This is a genomic window from Neobacillus drentensis (genome assembly GCF_036962765.1).
GTDB classification, from domain to species: Bacteria; Bacillota; Bacilli; order Bacillales; family Cytobacillaceae; genus Neobacillus; species Neobacillus drentensis_C.
This window is the reverse complement of the sequence record NZ_JBALOS010000239.1, coordinates 1-12,762: the sequence shown is the minus strand read 5'-3', so window position 1 is coordinate 12,762 and position 12,762 is coordinate 1. Positions and strand designations below refer to the sequence as shown.

18 protein-coding genes are annotated in these 12,762 nt (G+C 41.8%); 8 read left to right on the top strand and 10 right to left on the bottom strand.

The features are described from left to right. The coding region (locus V7137_RS24765; RefSeq protein ID WP_335700539.1) for an aldo/keto reductase at positions 1-711 on the top strand (711 nt) is incomplete at its 5' end. Between the two features lie 38 nt (positions 712-749). Here the strand turns inward: V7137_RS24765 and V7137_RS24760 are convergent. The 5 genes from V7137_RS24760 to V7137_RS24740 all read right to left on the bottom strand — a co-directional run bounded on the left by V7137_RS24760 (position 750) and on the right by V7137_RS24740 (position 3,897). Beyond that, the gene (locus V7137_RS24760; protein ID WP_335700538.1) at positions 750-1,004 is read right to left on the bottom strand and encodes a YqkE family protein; all 255 of its coding nucleotides are present in this window, start codon (positions 1,002-1,004) and stop codon (positions 750-752) included. 98 nt (positions 1,005-1,102) lie between these two features. Beyond that, positions 1,103-1,327 carry a hypothetical protein gene (locus V7137_RS24755; protein WP_335700537.1) on the bottom strand — a complete coding sequence of 75 codons (225 nt, stop codon included), beginning with the start codon at positions 1,325-1,327 and terminating at the stop codon, positions 1,103-1,105. Next, a complete protein-coding gene (locus V7137_RS24750) occupies positions 1,299-1,967 on the bottom strand; it encodes a 3-oxoacid CoA-transferase subunit B (protein ID WP_335700536.1) in 669 nt (222 codons plus the stop codon). The genes V7137_RS24755 and V7137_RS24750 overlap by 29 nt, the downstream gene beginning before the upstream one ends. After that, complete coding sequence (locus V7137_RS24745; protein WP_335700535.1) at positions 1,943-2,680, bottom strand: CoA transferase subunit A; 738 nt, start codon at positions 2,678-2,680, stop codon at positions 1,943-1,945. The genes V7137_RS24750 and V7137_RS24745 overlap by 25 nt, the downstream gene beginning before the upstream one ends. A gap of 29 nt (positions 2,681-2,709) precedes the next feature. Further along, positions 2,710-3,897, bottom strand: coding sequence for an acetyl-CoA C-acetyltransferase (locus tag V7137_RS24740; RefSeq protein WP_335700534.1), 1,188 nt, complete (start codon positions 3,895-3,897; stop codon positions 2,710-2,712). A 146-nt stretch (positions 3,898-4,043) separates the two neighbouring features. Here V7137_RS24740 and V7137_RS24735 point away from each other — a divergent pair, with 146 nt between their 5' ends. The 3 genes from V7137_RS24735 to V7137_RS24725 all read left to right on the top strand — a co-directional run bounded on the left by V7137_RS24735 (position 4,044) and on the right by V7137_RS24725 (position 6,405). Next, positions 4,044-4,946, top strand: a complete 903-nt coding sequence (locus V7137_RS24735) for a hydroxymethylglutaryl-CoA lyase (RefSeq protein ID WP_335700533.1) — start codon at positions 4,044-4,046, stop codon at positions 4,944-4,946. A 78-nt stretch (positions 4,947-5,024) separates the two neighbouring features. Continuing rightward, positions 5,025-5,168 (top strand): hypothetical protein, encoded by a 144-nt coding sequence (locus V7137_RS24730; protein ID WP_218349199.1) that lies wholly within the window; start codon positions 5,025-5,027, stop codon positions 5,166-5,168. A gap of 316 nt (positions 5,169-5,484) precedes the next feature. Next, positions 5,485-6,405, top strand: coding sequence for an alpha/beta hydrolase (locus V7137_RS24725; RefSeq protein WP_335700532.1), 921 nt, complete (start codon positions 5,485-5,487; stop codon positions 6,403-6,405). Positions 6,406-6,426: 21 nt separating this feature from the next. Here V7137_RS24725 and V7137_RS24720 read toward each other — a convergent pair whose 3' ends face one another. Next, positions 6,427-6,864, bottom strand: coding sequence for an iron-sulfur cluster biosynthesis family protein (locus tag V7137_RS24720; RefSeq protein WP_335700531.1), 438 nt, complete (start codon positions 6,862-6,864; stop codon positions 6,427-6,429). A gap of 45 nt (positions 6,865-6,909) precedes the next feature. Here V7137_RS24720 and V7137_RS24715 point away from each other — a divergent pair, with 45 nt between their 5' ends. Then, complete coding sequence (locus V7137_RS24715) at positions 6,910-7,116, top strand: CDGSH iron-sulfur domain-containing protein (protein ID WP_335700530.1); 207 nt, start codon at positions 6,910-6,912, stop codon at positions 7,114-7,116. A 39-nt stretch (positions 7,117-7,155) separates the two neighbouring features. Here V7137_RS24715 and V7137_RS24710 read toward each other — a convergent pair whose 3' ends face one another. Together V7137_RS24710 and V7137_RS24705 are read right to left on the bottom strand one after the other, a co-directional pair. Then, positions 7,156-7,491, bottom strand: a complete 336-nt coding sequence (locus V7137_RS24710; protein WP_335700529.1) for a YolD-like family protein — start codon at positions 7,489-7,491, stop codon at positions 7,156-7,158. A 38-nt stretch (positions 7,492-7,529) separates the two neighbouring features. Then, positions 7,530-8,789, bottom strand: a complete 1,260-nt coding sequence (locus tag V7137_RS24705; RefSeq protein WP_335700528.1) for a DinB/UmuC family translesion DNA polymerase — start codon at positions 8,787-8,789, stop codon at positions 7,530-7,532. A 161-nt stretch (positions 8,790-8,950) separates the two neighbouring features. Between V7137_RS24705 and V7137_RS24700 the strand changes: the two genes are divergently transcribed. Then, positions 8,951-9,142 carry a YqzH family protein gene (locus V7137_RS24700; protein ID WP_335700527.1) on the top strand — a complete coding sequence of 64 codons (192 nt, stop codon included), beginning with the start codon at positions 8,951-8,953 and terminating at the stop codon, positions 9,140-9,142. 53 nt (positions 9,143-9,195) lie between these two features. On the opposite strand, the gene V7137_RS24695 is transcribed toward V7137_RS24700, so the two are convergent. After that, on the bottom strand, positions 9,196-9,993 hold the full coding sequence (locus V7137_RS24695) for an SDR family NAD(P)-dependent oxidoreductase (RefSeq protein WP_335700526.1): 798 nt from the start codon (positions 9,991-9,993) through the stop codon (positions 9,196-9,198). Between the two features lie 30 nt (positions 9,994-10,023). Beyond that, entirely contained in the window at positions 10,024-10,986 is a 963-nt protein-coding gene (locus V7137_RS24690) for an MBL fold metallo-hydrolase (protein ID WP_335700525.1), read from the bottom strand. Positions 10,987-11,467: 481 nt separating this feature from the next. On the opposite strand from V7137_RS24690, the gene proC reads away from it, so the two are divergent. Together proC and V7137_RS24680 are read left to right on the top strand one after the other, a co-directional pair. Further along, complete coding sequence (gene proC, locus V7137_RS24685; RefSeq protein ID WP_335700524.1) at positions 11,468-12,313, top strand: pyrroline-5-carboxylate reductase; 846 nt, start codon at positions 11,468-11,470, stop codon at positions 12,311-12,313. A 58-nt stretch (positions 12,314-12,371) separates the two neighbouring features. Further along, positions 12,372-12,762: glycosyltransferase family 2 protein (locus V7137_RS24680; protein ID WP_335700523.1), on the top strand; the 391-nt coding region annotated here is incomplete at its 3' end.

Below are 12,762 nucleotides of genomic sequence, written 5' to 3'. Positions count from 1 at the left end.
CGTGAACATGTGATTATTGCAACTAAAGTCGGGAACCGCTGGAATCAAGATAAGAAAGGATGGTCATGGGACCCATCAAAGTCATATATAAAGGAAGAAGTCAAACAAAGTCTTAAACGACTGGGGACGGACTATATCGATCTTTATCAGTTGCATGGCGGGACAATCGATGATCCAATTGAGGAAACCATTGAAGCGTTTGAGGAGTTAAAAGAAGAAGGCTTTATCCGCTATTATGGCATCTCATCAATTCGCCCGAATGTAATTAGGGAATATGTTAAAAAGTCTAGTATCGTTTCAGTAATGATGCAATATAGTCTCTTAGACCGCCGCCCCGAAGAAGAAGCACTGCCACTTTTACAGGAACATGGCGTTAGCGTCGTCACGCGCGGGCCACTTGCAAAAGGACTTTTAAGCGCCAAAATGCTCGAGAAGGTAACCGAGAAGGGTTATCAAGACTACAGCTTAAACGAGTTGAATGATATCTTGCCATTGCTAAAGGAAAAGGTAGCAGCCTCACGCACATTTACAGAGATCGCTCTTCAGTATAATCTCGCAAATCCCGCTGTTGCCTCTGTTGTTGCCGGTGCAAGCAGTCCTGAGCAAATTAGAAGTAATGCGAAAGCCATCAGAAGCCAGCCCCTGTCTGAGGAAGATGTTTCAATCCTAAAAGAATTAACGAAAGCAAGTATTTATAACGATCACCGATAAAAAGGAGAGCGCTCGTTTGCTCTCCTTTTTATTACTATTTATTTAAACTCCTTCCAGTTCATGCCGCTCTCATTTAATAATTCTTCAAAAGATTTGTTTTTTTCTTTTAATCTTCTTTCTTCCCGCTTTCTTTGCTCTTCTTCTTCTTTTCTTTTTTCTTCTGCTGCTTTTAGCTGCTCCTGTTGTTCTTTTAATTGTTTGAATAGATCTGGATTAATCATATCGCCAAGCGTAACCGCTGCATCATCTTTTTTGGGTTTCGATTGATTTATTTGTCTGTTTTGCTTTTTCATTCAAAACGCCTCCGTAATCAAAATTTCATTTATATTATACCATGTAATCAAACATGCCCACAGAAAAAAGCAGGCTAGTCCTAGTGAGCCTGCTCTTCCTAATATTTTGGTTCTGTTGCCACTTGGCTGTTGATTTCCGCTCTAGGCGCGTGCGGTTCGCGGGTACTAACCGCCTCCTCGGCGCTTAGCGCCTGCGGGGTCTCCCTTGCCCCGTCCTCAGCAGGAGTCTTCGCTGTATCCGCTCTAATCAACTTAGCTACAAAATCAACAGTGACCTTTAACACAGCCAATATTTTAATAAGCTTCAAGTACCACGTTTTCATCTACAGATAATGTGGCTTCCGTAGAATCGACAACCTCCTCGATTGTAAATCCTTTTGCTACTTCCACAAGCCTAAGACCAGTATCCGTCACATCCATGACAGCGCGCTCGGTGATAATCCGATTGACTACTCCTTTACCTGTCAAAGGCAGCGTACATCGTTTCAATATTTTTGATTCACCCTTTTTATTCACATGCTCCATGATTACAATTATTTTTTGTGCACCATGAACAAGATCCATCGCGCCACCCATGCCTTTAATCATCTTTCCTGGGATCATCCAATTCGCTAAATCGCCGCTTTCAGATACTTCCATTCCACCAAGGATCGCCAAATTGACATGGCCCCCGCGAATCATTGCAAACGATTCGGCGCTATCGAAATAGGCTGCACCACTAATCGCCGTAACGGTCTCTTTACCGGCATTGATTAAATCAGGATCCACCTCATCCGCATTTGGATAGGGCCCGATGCCAAGAAGACCATTTTCAGATTGCAAGACAACTTGTTTATTAGCTGACATATAGTTAGCAACAAGGGTTGGCATACCGATGCCTAGGTTTACATAAAAGCCATTTTCTATTTCCTTCTCTGCCCTGATTGCAATTCTCTCTCTTACAGAGACTTTTTCATTCGCCATTCTGCTCTCTCCCTTCCCCAAAACGATTTTCTAACAGTCAATCTCTCAATTCGTTTTTCCTGCGTTCCTTCGATAATGGTTTGCACATAGATACTTGGGGTATGAATAAAATTAGCATCCAATTCGCCTATATCATAAAGTGTTTCCACTTCAGCAATCGTCACCTTCCCAGCTGCCGCGATCATAGGATTAAAGTTTCGTGCCGTTTTGTGGTAAACAAGATTTCCCATTTTGTCACCCTTCCACGCCCTTACAAGACTAAAATCGGCCGTTAGTGCCTCTTCTAATAGATATTCTCTCCCGTTAAAAATCTTCGTTTCTTTCCCCTCCGCAATCGGGGTTCCTACTCCAGCAGGTGTATAAAATGCAGGTATCCCAGCTCCGCCTGCCCTGATTTTTTCAGCAAGTGTGCCTTGAGGCGTCAATTCTACTTCAAGTTCACCAGTTAAAACCTGTCTCTCAAACTCTTTATTTTCACCGACATAGGATCCAATCATCTTTTTGATTTGTTTATTATTTAATAGAAGTCCTAAACCCCACTCATCGATCCCGCAGTTATTTGAAATAACCGTTAAATCCTTCACGCCTTTTTCGGCTAAGGCCAGAATCAGATTTTCCGGTATCCCGCACAACCCAAATCCACCAACCATTAAGGTAGCCCCATCATGAATATCGGCAACTGCTTCTTGGAAGGATGAACAAATTTTCTTCATTTCAATAACACCCCTTAAATAAAAGATACTTATGCAAGTTCAACTATTGTAGCGACCCCTTGACCCCCGCCAATACAAAGAGTAGCCAAACCAGTTATCGCATTTCTTCGTTTCATTTCATGAATTAACGTAACTAGAATTCTCGCTCCACTTGCGCCGATTGGATGGCCAAGAGCAATTGCCCCTCCATTTACGTTTAAAATCTCTTTGTTAAACTGAAGTTCTCGGCCTACTGCCAGTGATTGTACTGCAAAAGCCTCATTAGCTTCGATTAAGTTAACGTCTTCCATAGAAACAGATGCTTTTTCCAATGCTTTTCTCACGGCTGGGACTGGTCCAATCCCCATAATACTAGGATCTACACCTGCATTGGCATTCGCTTTTATCGTCACTAAAGGTTTAAGTCCTAGTTCCTCTGCTTTTTTCTTACTCATCACGACAACTGCAGCTGCGCCATCATTAATTCCGGAAGCATTTCCTGCCGTCACACTGCCATCCTTTTTAAAGGCAGGACGCAATCCGGCCAATTTCTCCACCGTAGTTCCTTTTTTCGGATATTCATCTGTAGCAAAAATAAGCGGGTCACCTTTACGTTGCGGAATTACGACCGGGACAATTTCATCTTTAAATCTTCCTGCTTCAATGGCATTGACTGCCTTTTCCTGACTCCAAGCTGAAAATTCATCCTGCTCTTCTCTTGTAATTGAGTATTTGCTTGCCAAGTTTTCTGCCGTCATCCCCATATGATAGTCGTTAAACACACAAGTGAGTCCATCAGATGTTAACGTATCAACTAATTTCTGGTCCCCCATTTTAAAGCCATCACGGGCATTTTTTAACAAGAAAGGTGCTTGGCTCATATTTTCCATTCCCCCGGCGACAACTATCTCTGCATCTCCAGCTAATATAGCCTGGGTCGCTAGGTGGACTGCCTTTAAACCGGAACCGCAAACTTTATTAATCGTCACCGCGGAAACGCTTTCAGGAATTCCCGCTTTAATGGCAGCCTGTCTTGCCGGGTTTTGACCCAGTCCTGCTTGGAGGACATTCCCCATAATAACCTCATCGACCTGATCTGGATTTACCCCTGCTCCTTGTAGCGCCCCTTTGATTACCGTCGCTCCTAATTCAGGTGCAGATACATTTTTTAAGGTCCCATTAATATTTCCAAGTGCCGTACGAACTGCACTGACTATGACTACTTCTGTTTGACTCATTTTTGTTTCTCCTCTCGCCTTTTTTCCTTTACTATTTCTATTAAAACGCTGAAATTCCTCTTATTTTGTCAAAATTTCTATTATTCTTGCATTTTTAAAATTAACACTACTACAATGAAAGTATGATTATTGGAGGTGGAAAATGAATGCTAAATTTACCTAAAAAGGTCACAATTATCGAAGTCGGCCCTCGTGATGGGCTTCAAAATGAAAAGTTATTTGTATCAACTGATATTAAAAAACAATTTATTGGAGGATTAAGGAAGGCTGGTCTTCAGGAAATGGAGCTCACGTCGTTTGTGTCACCAAAATGGGTGCCTCAAATGAGTGATGCTGCTGAAATTGTAGCTGACTGCCTTGATGCTGATGGTAGAAATATTGTTCTAGCTCCGAACCGTAAAGGGATCGACAGGGTATACTCTACCGATTGCCAAGCTGTTGCTGTGTTTGTTGGCGTCAGCAATAGCTTTAATCTTAAAAATATTAATAAATCAACAAAGGATAGTATGGCGGAATTGAAACCGATCATCATTGAATTAAAAAATAAGAATTATTTTGTCCGGGCCTGCATATCTACAGCTTTTTATTGTCCATATGAGGGGAAAATCGATGAGAGTGATACGATAAAGCTTTGCCAGGAATTTGTTGACGCCGGTGTCGATGAATTAAGTGTTGCCGATACCATCGGGATGGCAACACCCGACGAAAGCTTTGCTTTATTTTCTCAATTAAAAAATCTTTTTCCTCATACACTCTTAACCGCACATTTTCATGACACACGAAAGCTCGCCCTTGCGAACATTTTAGCATCTCTCCAGGCAGGGATCAATCGGTTTGATACGTCTGCCGGCGGCTTGGGCGGTTGTCCATTTGCACCTGGTGCTTCTGGAAATGTAGCAACGGAGGATGTGGTTTATATGCTTGAACGAATGCGGATTGATACTGGGGTTGATTTGAATCAACTGATTGATGCGATTGAAGTCGTACGTCCTCATCTTTCCAGGCAAATTGAAAGCGGATACTATCGCCTTCATGCGCAAACTGTCTAAATTTACTTTCTGTGAATAATCAGTCTTCTACTAATGCATCTTATTAATTGAGACTAGCTTGAAGGGAGACTGATTATTTTGAGCCAAAAACGTGATAAAGGTTCCAGTCAAAAAGGAAAAAACTATGCTGACACAGCAGGTGGAGGGCAGCGGGTGATGGCCGCTGAAGAAGTCGAAAAAGCCATCCACCCTACCAAAAGACAAAACTCAGAGCAATCATAACTTTTAAACTCAAGGCTGTGTCAATGGTTATTGCTGATATTTTAGCCATGTTGATTGGAACGGATACAGCGAGACTCCTGCGGGAGTACGGGGCTGGTGAGACCCCACAGGCGCTATGCGCCGAGGAGGCGGTTAGTACCCGCGAACCGCACGCGCCTGGAGCGTAAATCAACATCCGAGAATAGCACAGCCAAACTCAAAAAGCCGCTCGTTGGTGTCAGCGGCTTTTTCTATGCTAAAATAAATACTGTTAATTTATGGGCGCTGGGTGCTTATTTTACATATGTTAATATAAATACTACGGGAGGTGCCATTAATGAAGAAGGCATTCCGAACCTTGTTCATCTTGTTGTTTTTCTGGTTATCTCTTGGTTTGTATTTTACAAACCGTCTCATGTATATGAAAAAGAAGGATGAGGATTTAATTTTAAGACGGGAGAAAGAGGCAGGCAGGTATAATCCCGAGGAATTTGAGTCCCTTCCAAAGCGGGACATTGATATTCCTTCCCCTTTTGGTTATATGATTAAAGCTCTTCTTGTTGAACCGCACCAGACCAATCGTTATATTATTATTTCTCATGGTGTGACCGAAACGAAAATTAATTCGATTAAATACGCAAATCTGTTTTTAGCGCGGGGATTTAATACGTTAATTTATGACCATCGCCGCCACGGGGAATCCGGCGGCAAAACCACAAGCTTTGGTCATTATGAAAAATTTGATTTAAAAACTGTCGTCGATTGGCTCAAAAAAGAAAAAGGACCTCAGCTTGAACTCGGTATTCACGGCGAATCGATGGGGGCCGCTACCATGCTTCTATATGCTGGGCTTCTTGAGGACGGGGCTGATTTTTATATTGCTGATTGTCCATTTTCGGATTTTAAGGAGCAGCTTGCCTATTTAATTAAAAAGGATTTTAAGCTCGTCCCTAGTCTTTTATTGCCGATCGGTGATGCACTTTTACGACTCCGAGACAAATATTCGATTCGAAATGTATCGCCGATTTCAGTTATTGAAAATATCAAACATCCGATTTTGTTTATACACAGCCAAAAGGATGATTTTATTCTCCCGACAATGACAAAGGATTTATTTGAGCAAAAAAAGGGGCCTAAAATGCTTTATTTAGCGGCTAACGGCCGCCATGCCCAGTCATTTAACGAAAACCGGGCTGATTATGAACGAGTGATTGATGAATTTTTACAAAAGTATGTTGACCATGCGTTGCCAAACTAAAAACAGACTGTCCAAAATGGATCAGTCTGTTTTTTCTTTAATTATTAAACTCATATGGCCATTTAGGATTTGCTGCGGGCTTTTTAGTTGAAAGCAATTAGCCGTAGGGGAAAAATCAATTTTCATTTGCTCATCGAAAAAAACAGTTTTTGATTTTTCTACATAAATCGTTCGCTCATTTGTCTCAATCTCGATATCTGTAGTTTCTAATTCCGGGATAAACCACAAAGCCACTACTCCATTCACGGCACAACCACAGCCGTCGGTATCGTATTTTAGTTTTAAGTACCCTTCTCGACCGTTAATTCTCTCATTTATTTTTTCAGCTGCTGCTGTAGTTATCGTTATCTCCAAGTTGATTGCTCCCCTCTTTTTTAGCATATGGTGATTGTACCACAGGTTTGGTAAAGTTGTTTCTTCTTTGCTTATGGATTTAGTTGCTTTTTCCTTCTTTTCCATTTAATCTCATAATTATTAGGAATTTAAAATAAAGGGGTGCTTTTCATGTCAAAAACACAAATCAAGGTAAACGATAACGGGTCACTGAGAATTACAGGTGATTTAGAATTATTTGATGGCGAAGGCAACGTCTATACAACAAAGCCATCCTTTTCCCTCTGCCGCTGTGGTTTGTCCAATAACAAACCATTTTGCGACGGCTCACATAAAGGAAAATTTCAATCCCAGGTGCGGGTGCCTAAAGAAGAATAAGTAAAAACAGAGCGGCTTCATAATACGAAGCCGCTCTTTCTATACTTCTGTCAGCCGGATATCGGCAATGGCATCCATCGGAATCCGGTGCACTTCTTCAAAGCGGTCTTTCACATGAAGCCTCTGTGCCAGTTCGTCCCAGTAATGGATTTTGCCAATCACGATTTCGTAGTTCCGATTCCGGTAATGGGTGATCGTAACATACTGATCATATTCAACCGCTTCGGACAAGATCTCGTTCATCAGTTCCAGCTGCTGTTCATCCATCTCTCGTTTCTGCTCGTACAGATCCTCTTTCACCCAATCCCTGAGCAATTTCACGTGCTCAGGAAGCATCATCGACGTCCATTTAATCCTTCCGCGGTCACGAATCATACGCCTTTCCTTCTTTCCATACTAACAAAATTATTTAACTATCTTTTATGTCCTCCAACTAACGCCGCTCGATGCCTTGCCGTTCCAGCAGCTGTATAAGAAACAGCACGCAACAAGGACCCTGAGCCAAAACGTCTGCGAACCGTATCTACTACATAGCCAAGTTCTCGCCTCTTATAGGCACCCATGTCGAAAAGATCAAGCTGCAGTTCACGGTCATCAACAATATTACTGATGGCAATCGAGATTTGCCGCACCGTCTTTCCGGAGTAATGCTCATGAAATAATTCAAGACAGACACGATAAAGCTCCATCGTCACATTCGTTGGCTGACCGATTGTTCTAGAGCGATGAAAACCGCCGCCAAACTCGTCTTGGCTGTAGCCAACTCCGAGGCTAATCGTTCGCCCTGCCTTTCGATGCGTCCGTGCCCGCCTTGCGACTTCCTCACACATTTCTAAAATGACCGTCTTAATTTCCGCTTCCTCCTTATAGTCCCTTAACAGAATTTGACTTTTCCCGAAGCTAATCTGTCCCTGGATAAGCGGTGCCCCCAAATCAGAAAGGTCGACACCCCAGGCATGATAATAAAGCTGATTCCCCATGATGCCGAATTTCTTTTCTAACTTTTCTAAATCATAGCGGGCTAGTTGACCGACAGTAAAAATGCCCATTCCATTTAATGTTTTTTCAACGCGTCTGCCAATCCCCCACATTTCCCTGAGCGGCGACACATTCCAAAGCTTTGTTTGAACATCTTCATATGTCCATTCCGCCACTCCTTTTTTCTTAGCATCAAGGTCAAGACAAAGTTTCGACAGTAACATGTTAGGACCTATTCCAACAGCACATGGCAGTTGAAACTCCCGCTCAATATCATCCTTTATTTTTTGGGCAATCGTTTGGGCATCCCCCCATAAATGAATAGCACCATCGACTTTAATAAAGCTTTCATCCACGCTATAGACATGGATGGCTTCTTTTGGAACATAGCGGTTAAATACACGGGAAATTTCTGTGGCAATACGCAAATACGTCGCCATTTTGGGCTCAACAATTTGAATCCTAGGGTCTTTGGGAATCTCGAACATCCGGGAACCCGTTTTGATGCCAAATTCTTTTTTCATCCGCGGCGAAGCAGCAAGAACAATACTTCCCTGCCGCTCTTTTTGACCGACCACAGCTAGATAACACTCCATAGGATCAAGCCCCCGCATGACAGCCGAACAACTGGCATAGAAGCTCTTCATGTCCACACATAAAATTTTATTTTGCGGCAGTGCGCTGTAATCCACCATGACTTATCCTCCACAACTCAAATATCGAACATCTGTTCCTTTTTATTATATTCATTATCATAAGCGAATATGCGTTCGTATTCAATGGAAATTTTTTTTACACTTTTTTCGTTTATGGAAGTTGAAGAAAAAATAGTATAATGTTTGTGAGGTGCATGTTTATGGATAAAAAACTAGTAGTTAAGATGATCAAAAATTGTTTTAAACAATATTATGAAGCAGACTCTATGCCGATTGGTGAAAAGGATTTAGAAGAGCTTACAAAACGAATTTTCCAATTAAAAGAGGAGGAACCGACTGCAGACTTATATGAGGTCATAAATGATACAGTGTATGAATATTTAACAGGCTGACTGTACCGCAAAAAACAAAAAAAGCCCCAGATAGAGAGGCTTCCACGTAATGTCTATTTCTGATTAAAAGCACGTCTGCCAAGCCGCTCAAATAGCCTAGGGAAGAGTACGTACACAACGCTTCCCATATTCATCCAACGCGGCAGATTAATCTCCCTTGTTTTCGTCAGTATGCTGTCAACAACCTTTTGGGCGACATACTCGGGTTTAAGCATAAATCGCTGCACATTTTTAACATAGGTGCCCTTTTCGTCAGCAATATTAAAAAAATTGGTAGCAATCGGTCCAGGATTCACTGAGGTCACAAGTACATTAAAATCAGCTAACTCCATCCGCAGTGAGTTTGTGTAACCAAGAACAGCATGCTTTGAGGCTGAATAGACACTCGATTTGGGAGTGGCAATTTTCCCCGCCTGTGAGGCAATATTAATAATATGGCCAAAACGCCTATCACGCATTTTCGGCAGCACCATGCTTGTGCAAGCCATAAGCCCAACCACATTGACATCAAACATGCCTTTAATTTCATCCAATGTCGTCAAGTGAGCTTCACGGAAAATTCCAAAGCCGGCATTATTGACAAGGATATCAATATCACCAATTGTATCGAAAATCAGTTGGAAAACCGTCTGCACCTGTTCTGTGTCCGACACATCCAGCTGAAAAAAATCCACTTTAACCTGATGCTTTTGCTGTAATTCAGTTTGCAACTGCTCGAGTTTACCGATACTCCGGGCTAATAGCACCAGATTGGCCCCACTTGATGCACAAAGCTTGGCGATTTCCGCACCGATTCCTCCCGATGCACCAGTGATCACGATCGTTTTACCCTTCAATTGTTCCCTAACCATTTTTTACACCTCATCTGAGTTGATCCACTGTTAAAGCTTAGCTTGATAAAGAACGGGATTTGTACCCTTACTAATAATCTCCCCGATTGATGATAGATAGTCAAGTTGTGCGACAGTTTCTGAAATTGTCAACATCAGTTCGCGCTGATAAACAGACGGAAACAGGCGTTTACAAATTTCAAAGACGGTAAGTTCTTCTTCTTTTAACCAGCAGTGGACCGTCATTGCCCGTTCATGTTGGCGAATCAATCGTTTATCAACCAACTCTGCTAACTTGTAAACTTCTTCACCATGACCTGTGTAGACACATTGAATGGAATACGCAAGCAATTTCTTCATCGAGTCATTATGCTGCAGTTGTGGTTTTGGCCTTTCAGTTTCACCTGGGGCTGGCGGTTCGAGCAATGGATTCGGAGAAATATGAGCTAAGATTAAATCTCCGCCAATTAAAATTCCATCCTTTTCTCGGTAGAGTGCAATGTGACTTTGAGCGTGACCCGGCGTTTCTATTACCTTCCACTCATTTAATCCAGGGGGTATCATCCCCTCAACAAGATGTCCCGTCAACGAGCGGTTACAAGAATACTTCATTGATTTCCTTAACTTAGCCAGCAACGAAAAATACTCCTCAGGGAGACCGAACTTAAAAAAATGTTTACGGAAGAATTCTTCTTGTTCTTGAAAAAAAGCTTCGGTTGGATGAATCCATCGTTCATTCAGATAATGGCCATATACTTCTAAGGAATCTGGAAAAAAGTCAAGCATCCCAACGTGGTCAGGGTGATGATGAGTTAGAATGACCTGCTCGATATCATCCGGACTTAAGCCTAGCTCCCCCAATTGCTCCTTAAATGACATCCAGGACTGTTCCGTTTTTACGCCCGCATCCACAAGTGTTAGTCGTTCGCCTTTAATCAAATAGACGTTGACATCCCCGACCGCAAAAGGAGTCGGCACCGTAATTTTTGCAATTCCGTCTTTCCATTTTGTCATTACATTATCCCCTTAACATTATTGTCAAATAAAGAATCCATTGATATAGATATGAGCATTATGTGACATTTATTATATATACTAAAGTGTAGCGACTTTTTGACCAATTGTCATTATTTTCCCATAATTTTTTAGAAAAAATAAAAAATTCAATAAATTAACTATTGACAGATAGGTTGTTTATCTAGCATAATCTAATAAAATTTGATTCGTTAAAGCGATGAATAAGGCCAGTAAATGAGAAATGGCGCAAGAGAGTGAAGTTCGACGGCTGAAAGACTTCACCGCCCTCTTAATCATTGAACCTACCTTAGGAGCACTTAGGAAAACCTAACGCATCTCCGGCGTTACCGGAGTCGAGTGAACCCTTCTTGAAATGTAAGCGAGGGTAAATGAAGGTGGTACCACGGAAGCTAAACCTTTCGTCCTTTATGGATGAAGGTTTTTTTGTTTTTATCGACAAAATAAAGGAGGAACAATCATGAAAAAAATCGCAATTGTTGGTGCAGGATCAATGGCTGAAGCATTCATTTCAGGAATTCTTGAAAATGGTTTTATTGATAAAAAAAATATTTGGATTACAAACAATTCAAATCAAGAAAGATTATCTAATTTAGAAACTCGTTATGGAATTCGAACGACCTATAATTTGAATGAACTGTTTGATCAAGCAGACATTGTAATGTTAGCAATGAAACCAAAGGACGTCGCGTCTGCGATTCAATCGATTCGTGAACACTTAACTGAGCAAATGCTTGTCGTCTCTGTCTTAGCAGGTGTATCGATGGATACGATTGAAACGTTGGCAAGAATACCACTTGCAATTGTAAGGTCAATGCCAAATACCTCGGCTGCTGTTGGAAAGTCAGCCACCGCTGTAGCCGTAAATCATCGTGTGACACAGCAGCAGTTAGAAACAACCAAGAACCTATTTGGAACCGTTGGCTTGGCATCTTTTGTAGCAGAAGAGCAGTTAGATGCTGTTACTGGACTTTCCGGAAGCGGGCCCGCCTACATTTATTATCTAATTGAAGCTATGGAAAAAAGTGCGGTGGAAGTAGGTCTTGAAAAAGAAATGGCTAGTGAACTAATCGTCCAAACACTCCTTGGTGCGGCAGAAATGGTGAAAAACTCAAGTAAGTCCTCTACCCAGCTTCGTAAAGAAGTAACAAGCCCTGGCGGAACAACAGAGGCCGGTATTAAAGTACTTGAAGAACATGGGGTCCATGAAGCATTCATTTCATGTATCAAAGCAGCAACGGCCCAATCAAAAAAGATGGGCGCCGAATTAAGTTCTAAGCTTCAGACTGCCGACCAGCCTTCCTAAATTTGATTTTTCCCTTTATTGGATTAAACTAGTTAAAAAAGCTAGGGAAGTGTCAGGCATGCTAACCATCTTATTTTCCTTAGGTATTCTAGTATGGATTATTTTTCTTATAGACGGACTGATTGGTTTACGAAAAATAGATCAATTAGAAAATGAAGAAGAATTAGAGCTTGGACCGCTGTTGTCTGTCGTGGTTGCTGCACGTAACGAGGAAAAGCAAATAGCTGCAAGTATTCTCAGTCAGTTAGAGCAAACCTACAAACATGTGGAATGGATTCTTGTCAATGATCGCTCAACTGACACAACTGGAACCATCATGGAAGAATTAACAAAAAAAGACCCGCGGATAAAGGTCATCCATATTTATAAATTGCCTAAGGGCTGGCTTGGGAAGAATAACGCATTATACACAGGTACAAATCAGGCTTCGGGTGGTCAATGGCTGTTGT

What these genes read in the sequence shown, in the direction of transcription:
- V7137_RS24705 (WP_335700528.1), bottom strand. Translation starts at nt 8,789, where the DNA reads ATGGTGGATTACAGCGCACTGCCGCAAAATAAAATTTTATGTGTGGAC.
- proC (WP_335700524.1), top strand. Translation starts at nt 11,468, where the DNA reads ATGAAAAAAATCGCAATTGTTGGTGCAGGATCAATGGCTGAAGCATTC.
- V7137_RS24720 (WP_335700531.1), bottom strand. Translation starts at nt 6,864, where the DNA reads ATGGAAAAGAAGGAAAAAGCAACTAAATCCATAAGCAAAGAAGAAACA.
- V7137_RS24710 (WP_335700529.1), bottom strand. Translation starts at nt 7,491, where the DNA reads ATGATTCGTGACCGCGGAAGGATTAAATGGACGTCGATGATGCTTCCT.
- V7137_RS24725 (WP_335700532.1), top strand. Translation starts at nt 5,485, where the DNA reads ATGAAGAAGGCATTCCGAACCTTGTTCATCTTGTTGTTTTTCTGGTTA.
- V7137_RS24700 (WP_335700527.1), top strand. Translation starts at nt 8,951, where the DNA reads ATGGATAAAAAACTAGTAGTTAAGATGATCAAAAATTGTTTTAAACAA.
- V7137_RS24750 (WP_335700536.1), bottom strand. Translation starts at nt 1,967, where the DNA reads ATGGCGAATGAAAAAGTCTCTGTAAGAGAGAGAATTGCAATCAGGGCA.
- V7137_RS24745 (WP_335700535.1), bottom strand. Translation starts at nt 2,680, where the DNA reads ATGAAGAAAATTTGTTCATCCTTCCAAGAAGCAGTTGCCGATATTCAT.
- V7137_RS24690 (WP_335700525.1), bottom strand. Translation starts at nt 10,986, where the DNA reads ATGACAAAATGGAAAGACGGAATTGCAAAAATTACGGTGCCGACTCCT.
- V7137_RS24740 (WP_335700534.1), bottom strand. Translation starts at nt 3,897, where the DNA reads ATGAGTCAAACAGAAGTAGTCATAGTCAGTGCAGTTCGTACGGCACTT.
- V7137_RS24760 (WP_335700538.1), bottom strand. Translation starts at nt 1,004, where the DNA reads ATGAAAAAGCAAAACAGACAAATAAATCAATCGAAACCCAAAAAAGAT.
- V7137_RS24715 (WP_335700530.1), top strand. Translation starts at nt 6,910, where the DNA reads ATGTCAAAAACACAAATCAAGGTAAACGATAACGGGTCACTGAGAATT.
- V7137_RS24755 (WP_335700537.1), bottom strand. Translation starts at nt 1,327, where the DNA reads ATGAAAACGTGGTACTTGAAGCTTATTAAAATATTGGCTGTGTTAAAG.
- V7137_RS24695 (WP_335700526.1), bottom strand. Translation starts at nt 9,993, where the DNA reads ATGGTTAGGGAACAATTGAAGGGTAAAACGATCGTGATCACTGGTGCA.
- V7137_RS24735 (WP_335700533.1), top strand. Translation starts at nt 4,044, where the DNA reads ATGCTAAATTTACCTAAAAAGGTCACAATTATCGAAGTCGGCCCTCGT.